14 protein-coding genes and 1 pseudogene are annotated in these 15,045 nt (G+C 62.2%); 5 read left to right on the top strand and 10 right to left on the bottom strand.

The window, feature by feature from the left end:
• Positions 1 to 198: 198 nt before the first annotated feature.
• A complete protein-coding gene (locus OG921_RS16025; protein WP_266113458.1) occupies positions 199 to 843 on the bottom strand; it encodes a restriction endonuclease in 645 nt (214 codons plus the stop codon).
• Positions 815 to 1,108, bottom strand: a complete 294-nt coding sequence (locus tag OG921_RS16020; RefSeq protein ID WP_266113457.1) for a winged helix-turn-helix domain-containing protein — start codon at positions 1,106 to 1,108, stop codon at positions 815 to 817. Before OG921_RS16020 ends, OG921_RS16025 begins: the two co-directional genes overlap by 29 nt.
• 140 nt (positions 1,109 to 1,248) lie before the next feature.
• Here OG921_RS16020 and OG921_RS16015 point away from each other — a divergent pair, with 140 nt between their 5' ends.
• The gene (locus tag OG921_RS16015) at positions 1,249 to 2,061 is read left to right on the top strand and encodes a hypothetical protein (RefSeq protein WP_266113456.1); all 813 of its coding nucleotides are present in this window, start codon (positions 1,249 to 1,251) and stop codon (positions 2,059 to 2,061) included.
• Positions 2,062 to 2,103: 42 nt separating this feature from the next.
• Here OG921_RS16015 and OG921_RS16010 read toward each other — a convergent pair.
• Positions 2,104 to 3,248 (bottom strand): IS3 family transposase gene (locus tag OG921_RS16010; protein ID WP_266113455.1). Its coding sequence is split into 2 segments (ribosomal slippage): positions 2,104 to 2,981 and positions 2,981 to 3,248, totalling 1,146 coding nucleotides; the frame shifts between segments, so codons are not numbered across the junction.
• Between the two features lie 531 nt (positions 3,249 to 3,779).
• Positions 3,780 to 4,751, bottom strand: coding sequence for a hypothetical protein (locus tag OG921_RS16005; RefSeq protein ID WP_266113454.1), 972 nt, complete (start codon positions 4,749 to 4,751; stop codon positions 3,780 to 3,782).
• Positions 4,752 to 5,068: 317 nt separating this feature from the next.
• On the opposite strand from OG921_RS16005, the gene OG921_RS16000 reads away from it, so the two are divergent.
• Positions 5,069 to 5,965, top strand: a complete 897-nt coding sequence (locus OG921_RS16000; protein WP_266113453.1) for a hypothetical protein — start codon at positions 5,069 to 5,071, stop codon at positions 5,963 to 5,965.
• 518 nt (positions 5,966 to 6,483) lie between these two features.
• On the opposite strand, the gene OG921_RS15995 is transcribed toward OG921_RS16000, so the two are convergent.
• The gene (locus tag OG921_RS15995; RefSeq protein WP_266113452.1) at positions 6,484 to 6,618 is read right to left on the bottom strand and encodes a hypothetical protein; all 135 of its coding nucleotides are present in this window, start codon (positions 6,616 to 6,618) and stop codon (positions 6,484 to 6,486) included.
• Between the two features lie 131 nt (positions 6,619 to 6,749).
• Between OG921_RS15995 and OG921_RS15990 the strand changes: the two genes are divergently transcribed.
• On the top strand, positions 6,750 to 7,196 hold the full coding sequence (locus OG921_RS15990; protein WP_266113451.1) for an SHOCT domain-containing protein: 447 nt from the start codon (positions 6,750 to 6,752) through the stop codon (positions 7,194 to 7,196).
• Between the two features lie 316 nt (positions 7,197 to 7,512).
• Here OG921_RS15990 and OG921_RS15985 read toward each other — a convergent pair whose 3' ends face one another.
• Positions 7,513 to 7,821 (bottom strand): hypothetical protein, encoded by a 309-nt coding sequence (locus OG921_RS15985; RefSeq protein WP_266113450.1) that lies wholly within the window; start codon positions 7,819 to 7,821, stop codon positions 7,513 to 7,515.
• Positions 7,822 to 8,098: 277 nt separating this feature from the next.
• Here OG921_RS15985 and OG921_RS15980 point away from each other — a divergent pair.
• Positions 8,099 to 8,222, top strand: a pseudogene (locus OG921_RS15980) (helix-turn-helix domain-containing protein); the annotation flags it as partial.
• 41 nt (positions 8,223 to 8,263) lie between these two features.
• On the opposite strand, the gene OG921_RS15975 reads toward OG921_RS15980, so the two are convergent.
• The 4 genes from OG921_RS15975 to OG921_RS15960 all read right to left on the bottom strand — a co-directional run bounded on the left by OG921_RS15975 (position 8,264) and on the right by OG921_RS15960 (position 11,903).
• On the bottom strand, positions 8,264 to 8,923 hold the full coding sequence (locus OG921_RS15975) for a hypothetical protein (protein ID WP_266113449.1): 660 nt from the start codon (positions 8,921 to 8,923) through the stop codon (positions 8,264 to 8,266).
• 92 nt (positions 8,924 to 9,015) lie between these two features.
• Positions 9,016 to 9,435: a DUF2510 domain-containing protein gene (locus OG921_RS15970; RefSeq protein ID WP_266113448.1), complete on the bottom strand. Its 420-nt coding sequence runs from the start codon at positions 9,433 to 9,435 to the stop codon at positions 9,016 to 9,018.
• A 162-nt stretch (positions 9,436 to 9,597) separates the two neighbouring features.
• Positions 9,598 to 10,608, bottom strand: a complete 1,011-nt coding sequence (locus OG921_RS15965) for a YncE family protein (RefSeq protein WP_266113447.1) — start codon at positions 10,606 to 10,608, stop codon at positions 9,598 to 9,600.
• Between the two features lie 815 nt (positions 10,609 to 11,423).
• Positions 11,424 to 11,903, bottom strand: a complete 480-nt coding sequence (locus OG921_RS15960) for a hypothetical protein (RefSeq protein ID WP_266113446.1) — start codon at positions 11,901 to 11,903, stop codon at positions 11,424 to 11,426.
• Between the two features lie 608 nt (positions 11,904 to 12,511).
• On the opposite strand from OG921_RS15960, the gene OG921_RS15955 reads away from it, so the two are divergent.
• On the top strand, positions 12,512 to 14,626 hold the full coding sequence (locus tag OG921_RS15955; RefSeq protein ID WP_266113445.1) for a hypothetical protein: 2,115 nt from the start codon (positions 12,512 to 12,514) through the stop codon (positions 14,624 to 14,626).
• Positions 14,627 to 15,045 lie beyond the last annotated feature (419 nt).

Below are 15,045 nucleotides of genomic sequence, written 5' to 3'. Positions count from 1 at the left end.
ATTGAGTCATCGTAGAAGAACCCGCGACAGACGGTGCCGCCGTGCGCAGCGGCGTGTTACACGGTGGCCGGGCAGAGACCCGTTGATGTTCTCACTGGGCCAGGCCACACCAGGTAACTACCAATGCCAACCTGATCTGGAAGATCGCCGACCTGCTACGCGGGCCATATCAGCCCAACCGGTACGAGGTCGATCCTGCTAGTCCTCGAAGGTCTCCTCGTCGATTTGCTTCAGTTCAAACGTCTCTCGGACCTGCACGCCGACGTTGTAGCGGACCATCAGGCGGGTGAGTTCCTTGCCATCGATGAGGCGCAGCCGCATTGGCACGTTCTCGGCGAACTGCAGGGCACCCAACGAGAACTTCCCCGTTGTCACGAACACCCCGCGTGTCGTCTGAGCGCCCTGGAGCGCCCCGACAAACGCTTGAATATCGGGCCGCTGCACGGTATTGCCTTTGTCAAACCGCTTGGCCGGCACCCCGACCAGTTCGAGGGCCAGCGCATCCTGGCGCACGATCCCGTCCAACCCACTATCGCCTGGCTTCCCTGTGTGATCGAGCAGCGATTCCTTCCCGCCGTACCCCATGGCACGCAGCAGCTTCAGCGACAGGGTCTCCAGGAAGGTCGGCGGTTGGGCCAGGATGCGGTCGAGCAACTCCGCCGCCAGTTCGTCGTATGAGTCCTCGACAATCTGGCCGATTGACTCACTGGGTGAAACCTCATCAGCGACCACAGCCACCGACTGCTCAACGGGCTTGCCTCTCTTGCGGGCACGAAACTCCTGATACTCCGGAAATTTGGACAGCACGGTCATATCAACCGATTCCGGATTGTCGTTGAGCACCGTGCGACCGCGTTTCGCTGAGGAGATAGCGACCCCGCTCGGGCCGGGTCAGTAGCCCGGCCTGAGTCATGTGAGTGATCGCCCATGCCACCCTGTTGGTGAACAGGGCCTGGGTGCCGCTGGGCAGCATCACCTGGCGGTCCTCGTCGGTGACCCCGAGCACGGGGGCGACCACGTCGCGAATCTGCGCGTGGGACTTCGGGGTCGGACCATCAACGGCAACCAGCACTGGCCGCATCAATGTCTGAAAGTCAGGTATCGCCACGGCGTGACCCTAGCCAGACCCTCTCACCCCAGGGGGTTGAATCGGGTATAGGCAAGGAAGCTCGAATCGCCAACAACGCATCCGCAGGGCGGTGGGATGCCGGTAGGTTCACCATTCGTGAGCATCGCAGGGCAGAAGCAGTGAGCGACAGCAACAGGATTCTCGTGCACCGCTTCGGTGATCCAGGACCGTGGAGCGCCCCGGAGTCGTCCACGTATGCCAACGAGGCGCACCTGCAAGAAGTCTTGGCGGCATCGCCGCACTGGATTCCCGGCGTACCGGAGGGTTCGCTGAGCGTGCGCGAATTACCCACCTCTGCTGGACCAGCCGACGTGGTGATCGTCACCGCCGACGGGGCGTTGACGGTCGTGGAATGCAAGCTTGAATCCAACCCCGAGAAGCGCCGGATGGTCATCGGGCAGGTCATCGATTATGCCGCAGCCATTTCAGGCGACGGGTTCGACAGCTTTCGCACCGCCTGGACAACACGCGGTGGCCCGGACCTGGGTGCGTGGATCGCACCCGAAGGCCTTGAAGAACTCCGCATGCGAATCGACAACGCAACCATCGGTCTGTGTCTTGCGGTAGACCGGATCGACCGCGAGTTGCAACGGCTCGTCGAGTACCTCAACCGCATCACCCACGACGCGATTTCGGTGACAGCCCTGCAACTCTCCTATGCTCGCCATAACGATCTTGAACTACTGGTTCCTTCAACCTTCGGCGGGGAGATCGCGGCAGCCAAGGCGGCACACGGTGACGGCCAGTCCGACCGATGGACTCGGCAGAGCTTCATCGCCGCCGTCGAAGACCCCGACGATCAGAACATTCTCTCGCAGATTCTGAACCACCTCGACGAGAATCACCCACCCGATGGCGGCGATCTCTTCTGGTACGGCACGCGGCCTCGCGGTGGGTTGTTCTGCCGTGTGCACGTGGAAGGTCCCCGATAGTCGGCCCATGTGGTTCTGGAGCCACGTTGTGATTGATTCGGTTCAGCCGATCTCGCAGCCCACGGGATGATGCGTGTGAGTGCATCCGGCAGCGTACTCGGCCGGCGTGAGGTAGCCCAGCGCCGAATGCCGGTGTCGATGGTTGTTGTCGTCCTTGAAGTCGCCGATGACCACGCGGGCCTCGAGCAGGTTGGTCCAGTGGTTGCGGTTGAGGCACTCCCTGCGGAGTCGGTTGTTGAACGATTCGATGTAGCCGTTGTTCCACGGTGTCCCGGGTGGGATGTAGCTGATCCCGACCCGATCACGGCAGAACTGTTGCAACGCTTGGGAGATCAGCTCCGGTCCGTTGTCCATCCGCAAGACCAGCGGCGGTCCACCCCACAATGCGAACGCCTTGTCGAGTTCGGTGACGAGCCGCTCGGCGGCGATCGAGCGTTCCACGATGTTCAGCAGCGACCGCCTCGTGTGCTCATCGAGCATCGACGCGATCTTGACCGCCTTGCCGTCGATGGTGGAATCGAACTGGAAATCCAGCGCCCACACCACCTTCGGTGCATCCGCGGCGATCGCCGGGAACGACGAGGCGCCGGCACGTTTACGGGGACTGTGCACCCGCACCTGCAGACCCTCCTCACGCCAGAGCCGATGCACCTTCTTCTTGTTGACGTGGCGGTGCTCGTCGTGGCGCAGTGCCGCCCACGCACGACGAAATCCATGGCAGGGATGCTTAACCGCGTACGTGCGCAGCCAGGCCCTCATCTCGGCGTCCGGATCGGCCGGAGTCTGCGCCAGCGGGGTACGCCGATAGGTGGAACGGGCCAGCCCAACCGCCTTGCACGCCAACCGTTGCGACAGGCCCATCGTTTGGGTGAGCATGTCCACGGCGCGGCGCTTGGCAGTCGGGCTCAGAATTTTCCCTTCGCCACCTCGCGCAGCGCGTCCTTCTCCAACTCGGCCTCGGCCAGCAGCCGCTTCAATCGGGAGTTCTGCTCGCGCAGCTCCTTGAGCTCCTTGGCCCCGTCGGTGTCCATCCCGCCATAGCTTCGCCGCCAGTTGTACAACGTTGCCGCCGACACCTCCAGCTCCGCCGCGACCTGGTCCCCGCTCAAGCCCTGCGCGGTCAACTCGTCCGCGCGCCGCAACTTCCGCACGATCTCCTCCGCGGAATGCCGCTTCCGTCCAGCCATGCCGTTCGTCGTCCTTCCAGCCCCTATCCGGAGCATAGGACTCTAGAACCACCCGGACTCATCCACGGGGGACACGCCACACGGACTACCCCGCCGACCGTTCGCTCTCGCGATCAACGCTGCCGGGCGACTGACAATCAAAGGCACTTGGCAAAGCTTCAAGGAGATAAGAGGCCACCCAGGCTATGCCGAACTAGCCGCGTTCCTGGGACAGGATGAAAATGGTCCCGCTCGGTACGTACAGGTCGATGGCATCGACCCCGACGAGCTGTGGGAAGTTGCCGAGAAAGCGGCCCGCGCAATCATCCAATGGCCTCAAGCAGAACCAGGGTGATTCCCGCAGCGGTTGCTCGAATCGAGACTCGGTGATGGTGCCGGGGGAACCGACCGGCGCGGGTCACCGCGCTCACGCTGGCGCGCCATTTTGCTCGGGCGCTCGCTCCGTATGGCAACCGGGTCGGTCTCCGACAGGTCGCGGGCGTCCGGTCTGCGCAGCTGGTGTCGCGGAAAGGTGGGTCGCGGCGTGCGCGGTCACGTTGTTCCGATCTCCTCGCCAGTCTCGAAGGTGTCGCCATTCCACCAAACAACTTTGATCTTGTGCGCATGAAATAACGTCAGGAGGCTATCGCCAGGACGTCCCGGTACCACTAACGTTCGATGAGCAGGTTTCACGATCTCCGCGTAGTCCAGTATCTGGCCCAGCGCGAGCCTCATCGTGTTGCGGTCGATGGACGACTTCACCTCGATGAGTTCGTCCATCGCTTCGTCGTACAGATCGGTGTACAGGGTCTGTCCGTCGATGCGGATCTGGTGTTGGCAGACGACGCGGTCATAGGCGGTCGCGAGATAGTCCGTGTACTTCTTCTGCAGCTTGGCCTCGGTGCGTGTGCGTTCTTTCTTCGACAGCGCCTTGTACTCGGCGACAAAGCTCTCCGTGCTGCTCTTCTCAACCGGAATGGTCGAAACGACGGCCCGTCCGTCGTCGCCCGGCTTCTGCACGACGGATAGTTGCGCAAGGCGATCGACCTCTGGTGTCGTTTCGTCGTGGACCCTTCGCAACTTGAAGACGATGGCCGAACGCAGGGCGCCGTTCGCGTCTGGGACGTTTGGCCGGTGGGTGTACGGCTCATCATCGTCGATCTCCATCCGCCCGACGTACCGTTGGATCACCTCCTGACTGCCCGGCTTTTCACCAGCAGACTCGAAAAGGCGTAACGCTCGGCCATCCGACTTGTGATCTCGCACAGCGGTATTGCCGCGACTGTGCTCGAAACTCTGGTCCCCCACCCGACCGTCGCCGGTGTAGAGGAGCACCTCACCGGTGGCATCCCATTCTTCGACGTAGCCGAACTCTGCTGCCGCGTTTGGATCCGAATAAATGAAGACGTTCGGCGACTGCCCCGAAGGGGCTATGCCGTTCTGCTTGCTACCGCCGAAGCGCCGCATCCTATCCTCGCGGCTCAGAAACTCTCCGGAGGAAACGTCCCAACCAGGTGACGACATGGTGGGCAGTCTAGGACGACCGGCCATGGATTGGCCGCATGCTCAACCCGCCAAGTCGTTGGGTCCACCAAACGAAGTGCAGAGCCGGACCGACGTTGGTTGCGATCGAGGATCACACAGGTTGCTCGACTGCGCGGACTCGTAGTCGGCAACCGTCCTGAGTGGCTGCTCATTCGCTTGAAATCGCTCGGCGTTCTCCGAGAACGTGTGCGGCAGAGATTTGTCAAATACACGGCCTGACCAGCCCGGAGCAGTTATCGAGGCTGGTTGGGGAGCCGACAGCGAGTGATGACGCCGAACTAGTACAGTCCGCTTGCATGCCGGAGAACGAGCGCCGAATGGCAACATCATCAACAGGCGGCGAGTCGCCGGTCACCGAACTCATCGCCCTCCGTGGCCGCTTGATTGGCCAAGTCGGCAGGTCAATTCAACTTCCCGAGCCGGGCTTCACGTTAGACCTCGCTAACCGTGCCGAGTCTGATGTGCGTGCGTTCAAACACATCCACCAGACGTGCATGTTGCACCGAGAGAACTTCGTGGCGGCCAACCAGATCAAGCATCTGTATCTGATCGACGGGTTTCTAACGCTGATCGAGGCGCAGAACCCTGTCGCGTTGTATGGAGTCGCCCGAAGCATGGTCGAACTGAGCGCATTCCTGCATGAGATTTCGACACGTTTGCAGGATGTGGTGCTGCGGCTCGATGACAGGAACTGGAAGCCTTTGGGGGAGAAGTTCTTCGGTCTGATCGTTCGCGCACGGTTCGCGACAACCCACCCGCAGTTCCGTGCGCTACTTGCGGCGGAGGGGCTCACGCCTACCAGACTTAAGCCGTTCAACATCGGGAACTGCATCGACGGTCTGACTACTGAGCCGGACCATCAGGATGCGAAGACGAGGTATGCGAGCCTGTGCGACTTCGTGCATCACAATCTCTCCAGTTCGTCGGTGTCTAACTCGGGCAGCGGCGTTGTTGATGTTGCACGGTCGGCGGGCGGTGGCGAGCTCCGACACCCGGACGGCAGTCTGACGGTGACCCAGTACGAGTACCCGGCTCGGGGGAAGGCGGCCCAAGCGGTCGACAATCTTGCTTCCGATTTCCTGAGAGACGCACGCGCCTGCATCAACTGGATCAACATGCTGCCGGGCAGCCCGTTCCCCCAGCAGATGGTGACAACCATCACGGGGCATCCGACCGGGTTGAAGGAGGTTTGACCCCGGACCCCACTATGAGCGCCCGATGGAAGTATGGGCTCCGACCGGGGGCCGGATGCCGGTTCAACGAGCCGACCCGGACCGTGAGGCTGATGGGCCCACTGATCCTCTGGTGGGTCAAGGGCCTCTTGTCCGATCTCATCGCGGGCGCTCTTCCTTGGAGGCAAAGGTGTTGCGGTTCTTGTTGCTCGTCGGTCGGTCTGTCTGTCCACCTCCTCAACGAGGGGGAGGTGGATGGAATCCGACTTCCGCCAGCCGAATCAAGCTTGTCATCTACCACCTCTGATGTCGCGATCCCACCGCTGCCGGGGATCGGCGCGACCGTTCATGAAGCGCGTCCCTTCGTGTTGTTCCTGGCGAGGATGACGCATAGCGCGAACGCGGACAGCACCCTTGTTGCACAGGATTGTCGCGACGCTCTGATCGTAGATCGGTCGGCACCTACCCGGTGGCGGACTTGGTCGAGTCACAGACGGCAATACCGATGCCCAGACCAGACACTCTGCGGCCCCTGGGCATCAGGAGGCACACTGGCCGTGCTCGGTGTCGAGAGCCAACCGACCCATGTTCGCGAAGCCGTCGTAGGTCTCGTTGGCCGACCACGTCACTGCAGGGATCACGCGCACCGTTTTCAGCGTGTCGCGGGCAGGCATCACGGCACAATATCCACGACCAGGTAGCGACACTCGACCGTCGCCACTGGCCTGGACCGATCGTCAATACAGCAGACTGAATGCGTAGTGACACTCCTCGTCCACATCGCAATACGAAAGGACCTCCGGGCATGGCAGATAGGCCGATCTCACACGGGCTGGGCTTCGGGAACGGGAGTTTGATTGAGAACCCTGACGGGACTGTCGAGTATCGGCAGACCGGGAAGTTCTTGCCCGCCTTCAAAGTGCGACTCCGCGACGTGGTGGGATTTTCGGTTCGGAAGGCGACTCGGGACGACAGGAAGCGACTAAAGGCCTCAAGTCTCCAGGAGGTGCTGACTGTACAGGGGTCGGGAACGACGCTCGCCGAGGTTGCGATCAACTACGGAACAGCTCAGAAGATCGAGGACTGGTTTCGTGCGCATCAAGACTTCGGACCCGCCCTGCAACCACAATCTCAAGCCCACCTCGCGCCTACATCCGTCGCAGACGAGCTGATGAAGCTTGCACAGCTCAGGGATGCCGGGGTGCTCACGCCAGAAGAGTTTGAAGCGCAGAAGGCGAAGCTGCTTCGCTGAGTCGGAACGATCGCCGAGCCGATGCGCGGGTGAATCTGCGCTTCGCGCTCCTGGAGTTCTGGTCGATGCGAACGACAGATGACCACGTGCGAGCGCGAGAGAACTACTGGAAGGACGTGCTGTTGTCGTGGGGAAAGTTCGGCCTGAACAGGAACTAGCTCGCCTCGTGCCGTCCGGTCGCGTAACCACGCGCCACCACCGCGATGGGCCTTTGGGTCGAAGTACCTATCGCCTTAATGGCGGTAGGTACTTCTCCGTGAGGTGTGCCCCGGTGAGGCACTACCGGAAACCGAAGTGCCTCGCCGGAACTCGCGCACTACGCGAGCGATTCCCCTGTGCGGGAATGCAATTCTTCTTCGAGTTCCTCGAGGCTGAGCCCTTGCGCCACGAAGATGTGCCCCTGCAAGAGCGCGTACGGCCCCAACGAGCCCGTAAACGGTCTGACGGTGAGGTGGTGCTTCTCGGCGACGCGCATCGCGTGCTCCACACGCTCAGGGTCGACGCGCACGATGCGAACCGATTGGTGCACCACCGGCTCAGGCTCGGCACGCACGATGCGCACCGCTATGCGCTCAGGCTCGGCGCGAACGATGCGCGTCTCGCGGTTCAGATCGGTGTTGGACATGGCAAATTACCCCTAACGGGTGTTGGGACAACGAGTGGCCGCGAGCCTTCGGACGGTCGGGAGCTGCGATATCCGATTGGCTCGCGGTCGAGCCCATGCCATGCCGCGACGGTGGAGGCTCGCGCCTCGCTTCTACCGGCTCCCGAGTCGTAATGGTAAGTGCAGCGACCCGACCGGGCAAGAAGTGACCAGATGTCAGGGCGCGATACAACGTCCCGGATGTCGGCGACGCGTGAAAGCCGATCACTGGGCGACCGTGGGTTCGAGACTCAGCGATGATCAGGTAGCACTGGCCCGGCCGTATGCGCGACAGCGGAGAGTCGGCCAACACGATAGCGTCCACCCTCGGCGTCAGCCGCGCCACCGTCTATCGCGCTCTGGCGGAACTATCCGACGACTAACTACCTCCAACGTGGCTAAACCTCGGCCCGGTGCCAGTCAGCTATCGCGACACCCCTTCGCGGTTGAGCAGATTCGGCGAGATGCCCCCGGCCACGCCTATGAGCAGGTACTCCAAGAATGACAACGAGGTCGGGCCGAACTCTTCCCACACCCCGACTTGCGACGAATCCCACGCGGTCGCCCAAAAGTACACAGGTCGGTGCAGCTTCGTCGTGCCGTCGATGAACAGACACTTAGCCCATGCCCGATACTTCGGCAACTTCTTGACTTCTTCATGGCCCGGTAGCACGCAAGCACTCAGGTCACCGATGTGGTAGGCGTAATTGTCTCCCCAACGAGCGAAGAACGACTTGTTCTTGTGCAGGTTGATGATGTTGGCGGACAGGTTGCCGGAGTTCTTCCCAACGGTTTCTGCCTTACCGATGTACAGAGGCACGAACCTGCCGTCCTCCTCCCACCCCATCATGTAAAGCATCCCGTCTAGATGATTGATGGCATCGCTTTCCCAGTCCCGGACTAGGTCGTCGGTGACAGACAAGATCAACGCCTCGCAGTCTCCCGACCTCATCAAGATCGGCTTCTGACCCTTCCCGATGGTCTTGCGTTGAACGTTGCCGTCCTCATCCATCGCGAACAACGGGACGCACGATGCAGGTATGTCGAAACGAGCGCAAAACTTCTCCCAGACAGCTTGTTTCATGGCACTCTCTCGTCAGCCAGTAAAAGGGTGGGGGTGCCCCGCGCGATTCGGGTACACGCCTCGCGCCGCCAGCGTCGAACTGTCCGAGACTGCTATTGGTGGTCAAACACGTGCGTCAGCTCACTGCGCTTGTCGGAGAGTTGCTTCTCGATGTAGGCACCGTTAAGCACCGCCACCACTAACAGCACGGCTGCGACGACACGAACCGCCACCGCAGCGCGTAAGAAGAATGCAACAGCGGTGCCACCTGCTACGACGGCAACCCCGGTCCACACCGGTCCCGAGCCGGTCAAGAGGCTGACGGATTGCACGGACATCACTAGCCCGATGCCGACAAGCACGAATACGCCAACCGCAACCGCTGTTTGCTTGCTGATGTTGGACTTGTCTGCTTCGACTGGCGCGGATGCGGGCCTTGACACTGGTCGGCTCCACGCATTGCCATCCCAGTAAATGTTTCTCGCAGGGTCCGATGGGTCCGGATACCAGCCAGGTGCCCGCGGCGGTTGCATAATGTGGAACTCCTCTTTTGGACATGCAATTCGCGCGGAGAGTAGCAAGGGGCTGCGACAGTCCGGAGCAAACGGCGGGTGGTTTGGACCTTGCTGCTCGGCTCACGGCCCAGAGGCCACGCGAGCGTTCGGTTGTCCACACTCGGGCGTGGACGACCGCAATTAGCTGCTTCCGAATGTCGGCGGCTTCGGGTTCGACTTGGGTATTGCGATCACCGACACCGTGAATTCAAGGTTGGTGACGTAGGCGCGGGTGCCGTCGGGAGTGATCGCCACACCGTACGGTTGGCCGCCGACGGGGATGGCGGCGCCGATGACCGTGTTGGTGGCGGTGTCGATCACCGACACCGTGTCGGACCGTTGGTCGGTGAGGTAGGCGCGGGTGCCGTCGGGAGTGATCGCCACACCGTACGGGCGGCCAGCGACCGGGATGGCGGCGCCGATGACCGTGTTGGTGGCGGTGTCGATCACCGACACCGAGCTGGAGTCAAGGTTGGTGACGTAGGCGCGGGCGCCGTCGGGAGTGATCGCCACATCGTACGGAACGTTGCCGACGGAGATGGTGCTGGTGACCCTGTTGGTGGCGGTGTCGATCACCGACACCGAGTTGGATGCTGTCACGTAGGCGCGAGTGCCGTCGGGGGCGATATCCACACCCCACGGTTGGCCGCCGACGGGGATGGTGCCGGTGACCGTGTTGGTGGCGGTGTCGATCACCGACACCGTGAGGGAGGCGGTGTTGGTGACGTAGGCACGGGTGCCGTCGCGGGTGATCGCCACACCCTGCGGGCCACCGCCGACGGGGATGGTGCCGGTCACCGTGTTGGTGGCGGTGTCGATCACCGACACCGTGGCAGAGTTGTAGTTGGTGACGTAGGCGCGGGTGCCGTCGGGGGTGATCGCCACACCGTACGAGTTACTGCCGACGGGGATGGTGCCGGTCACCGTGTTGGTGGCGGTGTCGATCACCAACACCGTGGCAGAGTTGAGGTTGGTGACGTAGGCGCGGGCGCCGTCGCGGGTGATCGCCACATCGATCGGGCGGTACTCGCCGACGGGGATGGTCGTGACCACACTGTCAGCCCGCGCTGTGGTCGCGCCAACGTGTGGCGCGATGATGAGGGCCAGCGCGCCGAACGCGACTGCGAGAAGAGCGACAGCGCGGTAGCGCATCGAATGTCCTTTAACGATTGACTGGACTGCTGCACGATTCGGGTGACAGGTAGGAAGCGCATTGGCTTCCAAACCCTGTCGATCCCGCACTGCATCGCGGTGCGCCCGGCGATTGTTACGGTTCGGTCACGTCGTGTGCGACGCGATCCCGGTGGATATCCGTTCATCGAGTCCGTAAGGTCCAGCCTGGTCCGCCCTGCGGGAGGCACATCGTCTCGACACAGTGGCGGCGGGCACGGTGGCAAGGGAACGTAGCCACTCGACCTCGGTTAGCGTTCCCCATAGCGAGATTTCCGAGCAGGTCGGGTTGCCCGAGGCGGGAGTTGATCATGCGGGTGAAATTGACCGAGGTCATGGGATTCTCGGGCGAAGCGCGGCACTACCTGGCCAGCGGTTGGAACCCGTACGCACCGGCGCTACGGACGCTGTGTGGGCGCAGGAGTCGGGATCGTCCGTCGGGCTGACTGTACGCAGCGGTTGCAGCGGCGGCGATGTTCATTATCTTCAACTGAAACTCATTACCTCTCGGTTCGTCATGAACGGGTCCGGCCGGCCTAGGCCTTGGTTGGTCACGCAGGTGCGCGGCGACCACTGCCCGAATGTGCCGTGCGGGCGTCGCGAGTCTTCCCGATCGGTTGGAGAAGCTGTCGCAGGCCGCGATCGCGCGGCAGGCTTGGCCTGTCCCGAAATACCGTGGCCAAAGCGCTGCCGCTTCGGTGCCGCCGCGACACCGAGCACACCGACCGCGCGGGCACAGAGGGGGTTCGAGATGGTCACACCGTCTCCTGGTTCCCCGTCCCGGATGTGATGGGTCCTCATCGACCGAAGATGTTCCCCATATCTGCCGAGCCGGAACTCCCACCCGGATCCCCCGGTCCACCTGTAGGTGGGGTGATCATGCTCGACCCACCGATGGACACGATGACCGGACCCTCCTCCACAGGTTCGTCCGTGACGTAGATCGGGACGCTGTAGACGCTTCCGTCATCGCCGTGGACTTCGAGGTGATGGTTCCCCACAGCAACATTTGGAACGGCGAAATCGACGACTGCGACACCGTTGTCATCGACCATGAACGCCCCCAGGTCGATCGGGTCAGAGTTGAACCATGCCTGAACGGTCTTGACCGCGGTGCCAACGCCGAAAACGATCCCGGCCCAGACATGCGAAGCCGTGTTAGCCACGATCTGCCCGCCGGAGGGTCCAACGACGCTGCGAGGATGAGGTGTGTGCCCCAGCCCTTCGAACAGAAGCTGCCCTCCGCATCGGGTTGTGATCTGCCAGGCGTTGCCCACGGGGGGCACACCATCGAGTTCTTCGTGTACAGCACGTGCGCGCCGTTCTGGCCCGGAACGGCGCCCGCGAGTTTCATCGCGTCGACCAGGTCGATGCTGGAGGTATCGCAGCGGAGCCCGAAGCAGGATCCGATGATGTCGACGCTCGCGCCGGCGGGGGCGGCCGGGGCGAGGCCCGCGGCAGGACCGAGCGCGCCGACCGCGCGAGTGGCACGGGTGTTCAAGATGGTCAACCGTCTCCTGGTTCCCCGGCGGAGCAGGGCGCGAGTGGTGATCGTTGCCGCGTTATCGAGTCACTCGACCGGTTCGTTACGGATTAGGCGGATTGCGCGGATTCGGCGATGCGGTGCCGGCGGGCGCCCAACGGTAAGCGCTCGCGGCGAGCGCACCGCGTGGATGCCGGTGTGGCGGACCGACGTTCACCGAGCGGGACGCGGTACTCGCGGATACCACACTGACCGGGATCCCACCGTGACAGGCAGGCGCATCCGTGTGATATCTATTGCTCTGGCTTACTTCCGCGGGGGGGACAGCGCCAGTCCCGGTGCGTCGAGGTGTTTGGTCTCGGCCACGGTCCCGACGGAAGGGCTTGTGTGTTGTTTCGACGTATGTGGGTGGTGCTGCGCGATTTTGTGACCGGGAGTGCCGGTCCGCGTGCCCGGCTGGTCGTGTTGATGGTGGCGATCGTCGCGTTGATGGTCGGCACGGCGACGATTAGTACCGCGTTGCCGGATACCGGGTCGTCGGGATCGGGGTCGGCGGGTTCGGGATCCTCGGACGGTACTGACGCGGAGGTCCCACCGTTCCCGACTGATCCGACCAACATTGTGCCCAAACCGGACACGGTCGTGACGACGCCCGACCAGGTGGGTTCGGTGACCGGAGCACCCGGAGGCACGCAGACCACTGTGCTCAATCCCGGAGTGAACGCACCTGTCGTGGGTGGTCACCTGGTGGCGGCAGAAAGCGCCACAGCACCGGACGGCTTGTTGGGAACCGTCGTCGCGGTAACCGCAGATCCCGATGGCTCCACAACCGTGACCACTACGCCGGCGACGCTCGATCAGGCCTACGTGGACTTCGTCATCAACTACGACGACACCAACACGCCTGGGGTTATGCATCCAGCCGCCCTTTCCACAGGCCCCAGTGCTGGGCTGGGCTCGGAGCATTTCACTTGCAGTAGCGGATTCCCTAGCGCCATCAAGTCGTTCGATCTGGCCTGGAATTCGATCTCGACCCGTTGGGCGTTCAACATGAACGCTCGAACGAAGTTGTACTTCACCATATCCGCGCATCCCACATTCACCGCCGCTCTCGAAAGCGGGACGTCGTTCTCATGCACCTTGAAGGGGAATGCGTTAAGAAAGTGGCGGATACCGGTTTCGGTGACTCCACCGATCGACGTTGAGCTCTCGCCGGTGATCTCGATTAGCGCAAACGCCGGTACCAATTTCACCGCGACGTTCACTCCCGAACTCACAGCAGGGCTGCAGGTGGATGATTCCGGCGCCCACCCGATCACGTCGTTGAAAGGCCACGGTTCGGTCACTAACTACGCCACCGAGAGCAACATCACGATCGCACCGGGATTGAACGTCGCAACCAAACTCGCGGGCATCGCGGGCCTCACCGGCGGGATCGACGCCGACACGAGCGTGACATGGAACAAGCACTGCGTAAACGTCGACGAGTCTATCGGGGTCGAATTCGGTGTTGTGGTTGACGTCCTTATCACGCAGTGGGCCTACACCATTGCACGCCTCGAATTTCCCCAACCGGGTTGGAACATTTTTAACCATTGCAACACGTCACCAACCACCACCCCACCTGCAACAACCACGACTCCGCCGCCAACCACTACGACTCCGCCGACCACAACTACGCCTCCGCCGAGCGGCAATGCGCGCACCCTGCCTGCTAGTGCGACACAACCAAACGGGCTCGCCGTCGACGCGGCAGGTTCGGTGTTCTTCGCAGACTCAAATAACACCCTGAAGGTGTTCAGAAACGGTCAGACAGAGACTCTGCTGTCTGGCTTGAATTCTCCTCGTGCAGTTGCAGCAGATTCCAACGGAAACGTGTACTTCACCGAGGCGAATATTGACGAACACAACCAGGGAAAACGCACCGGCACAGTCAAGAAGTGGTCCCCGGGTAAAACAACCGCAGTGACGGTCGTATCGGGACTTGATTCTCCGTACGGAGTGGCGGTCGACGCCGCGGACAGTGTTTACTTCACGGACAGTTCGTCGCATGGCGGTTCGTTGTTTGTGTTACCCAAGGGTCAAAGTGTGCCGACGACGCTGCTGGAGAATGCCGGCGGCCTCAGCGCTGTGACAGTCGACACGGCGGGAAACGTCATATACTCAGTTCCAGACCTATATAACGGTCGGCTGTACAAGCTGCCAAAAGGGCAGGCCGCTCCGACAGTATTGGCCAGCGCTGCCGCGCTGAGCTTAGCGGTAGATCAGACGGGCACTGTTTACTACACTCAGTCAGACAACTACTTCGCAGCCACACCAGCCGGCGCATTGATGCAACTATCGCCTGGCCAAACCTCGGCGAACATCCTTGTGTCAGGAGTCAGCTGGCCGTGGGGGGTGGCAATCGATACTTCCCGGAACGTGTATTTCGGTTACCAATGCGGCGGGCGGCAGAACGATCCCAACGGAGCTTCATGTGCGGGGCAGTCGGGAATCAAGGTCTTCACGTTCGACTAACCAACCCGGATCGTGCACGGCTCACCGTGCTGGGCCACGGGCTAGCAAGTATGAACGCGTGAAAGTTCTCTTAGGTGGCTGGGTTCGCTCAAGGCAGCGGCCCCGGGATTCGGCAGTAAACGGCCACTCGTCCACCCGGGGCGCTGCGGCGGGCGTCGGATGAACTTGATTTTGCTCGTTGCCCATAAGGTTCACGTCCGGCACGGCAACCACTGCACCCAAACCCGCGGTGCGCCAGCAACTCTCCGCGAGGGCGCGGAACGAGTCCGCCTTGTCACCAGCCCGATGCGTGGCCGGCCCACGACTCTTGCCGATCCGCAGATGGTCGAGCGGATGCGGAACAGGCAGTGAATTGCCCGACGGCCGGCGCCGTCCCGCAACAGTGAAAAGTCAGGCCAATGGCACCAGTGCGCTACCGA

The sequence above is a fragment of the Aldersonia sp. NBC_00410 genome (genome assembly GCF_026342035.1).
Classification (GTDB): Bacteria; Actinomycetota; Actinomycetes; order Mycobacteriales; family Mycobacteriaceae; genus Aldersonia.
This window is presented reverse-complemented; position numbering and strand designations above follow the sequence as displayed.

Coding starts and splice junctions, on each gene's coding strand:
- OG921_RS16005 (WP_266113454.1), bottom strand. CDS start 4,751: ATGTCGTCACCTGGTTGGGACGTTTCCTCCGGAGAGTTTCTGAGCCGC.
- OG921_RS16000 (WP_266113453.1), top strand. CDS start 5,069: ATGCCGGAGAACGAGCGCCGAATGGCAACATCATCAACAGGCGGCGAG.
- OG921_RS15995 (WP_266113452.1), bottom strand. CDS start 6,618: ATGCCTGCCCGCGACACGCTGAAAACGGTGCGCGTGATCCCTGCAGTG.
- OG921_RS15990 (WP_266113451.1), top strand. CDS start 6,750: ATGGCAGATAGGCCGATCTCACACGGGCTGGGCTTCGGGAACGGGAGT.
- OG921_RS15985 (WP_266113450.1), bottom strand. CDS start 7,821: ATGTCCAACACCGATCTGAACCGCGAGACGCGCATCGTTCGCGCCGAG.
- OG921_RS15975 (WP_266113449.1), bottom strand. CDS start 8,923: ATGAAACAAGCTGTCTGGGAGAAGTTTTGCGCTCGTTTCGACATACCT.
- OG921_RS15970 (WP_266113448.1), bottom strand. CDS start 9,435: ATGCAACCGCCGCGGGCACCTGGCTGGTATCCGGACCCATCGGACCCT.
- OG921_RS15965 (WP_266113447.1), bottom strand. CDS start 10,608: ATGCGCTACCGCGCTGTCGCTCTTCTCGCAGTCGCGTTCGGCGCGCTG.
- OG921_RS15955 (WP_266113445.1), top strand. CDS start 12,512: ATGTGGGTGGTGCTGCGCGATTTTGTGACCGGGAGTGCCGGTCCGCGT.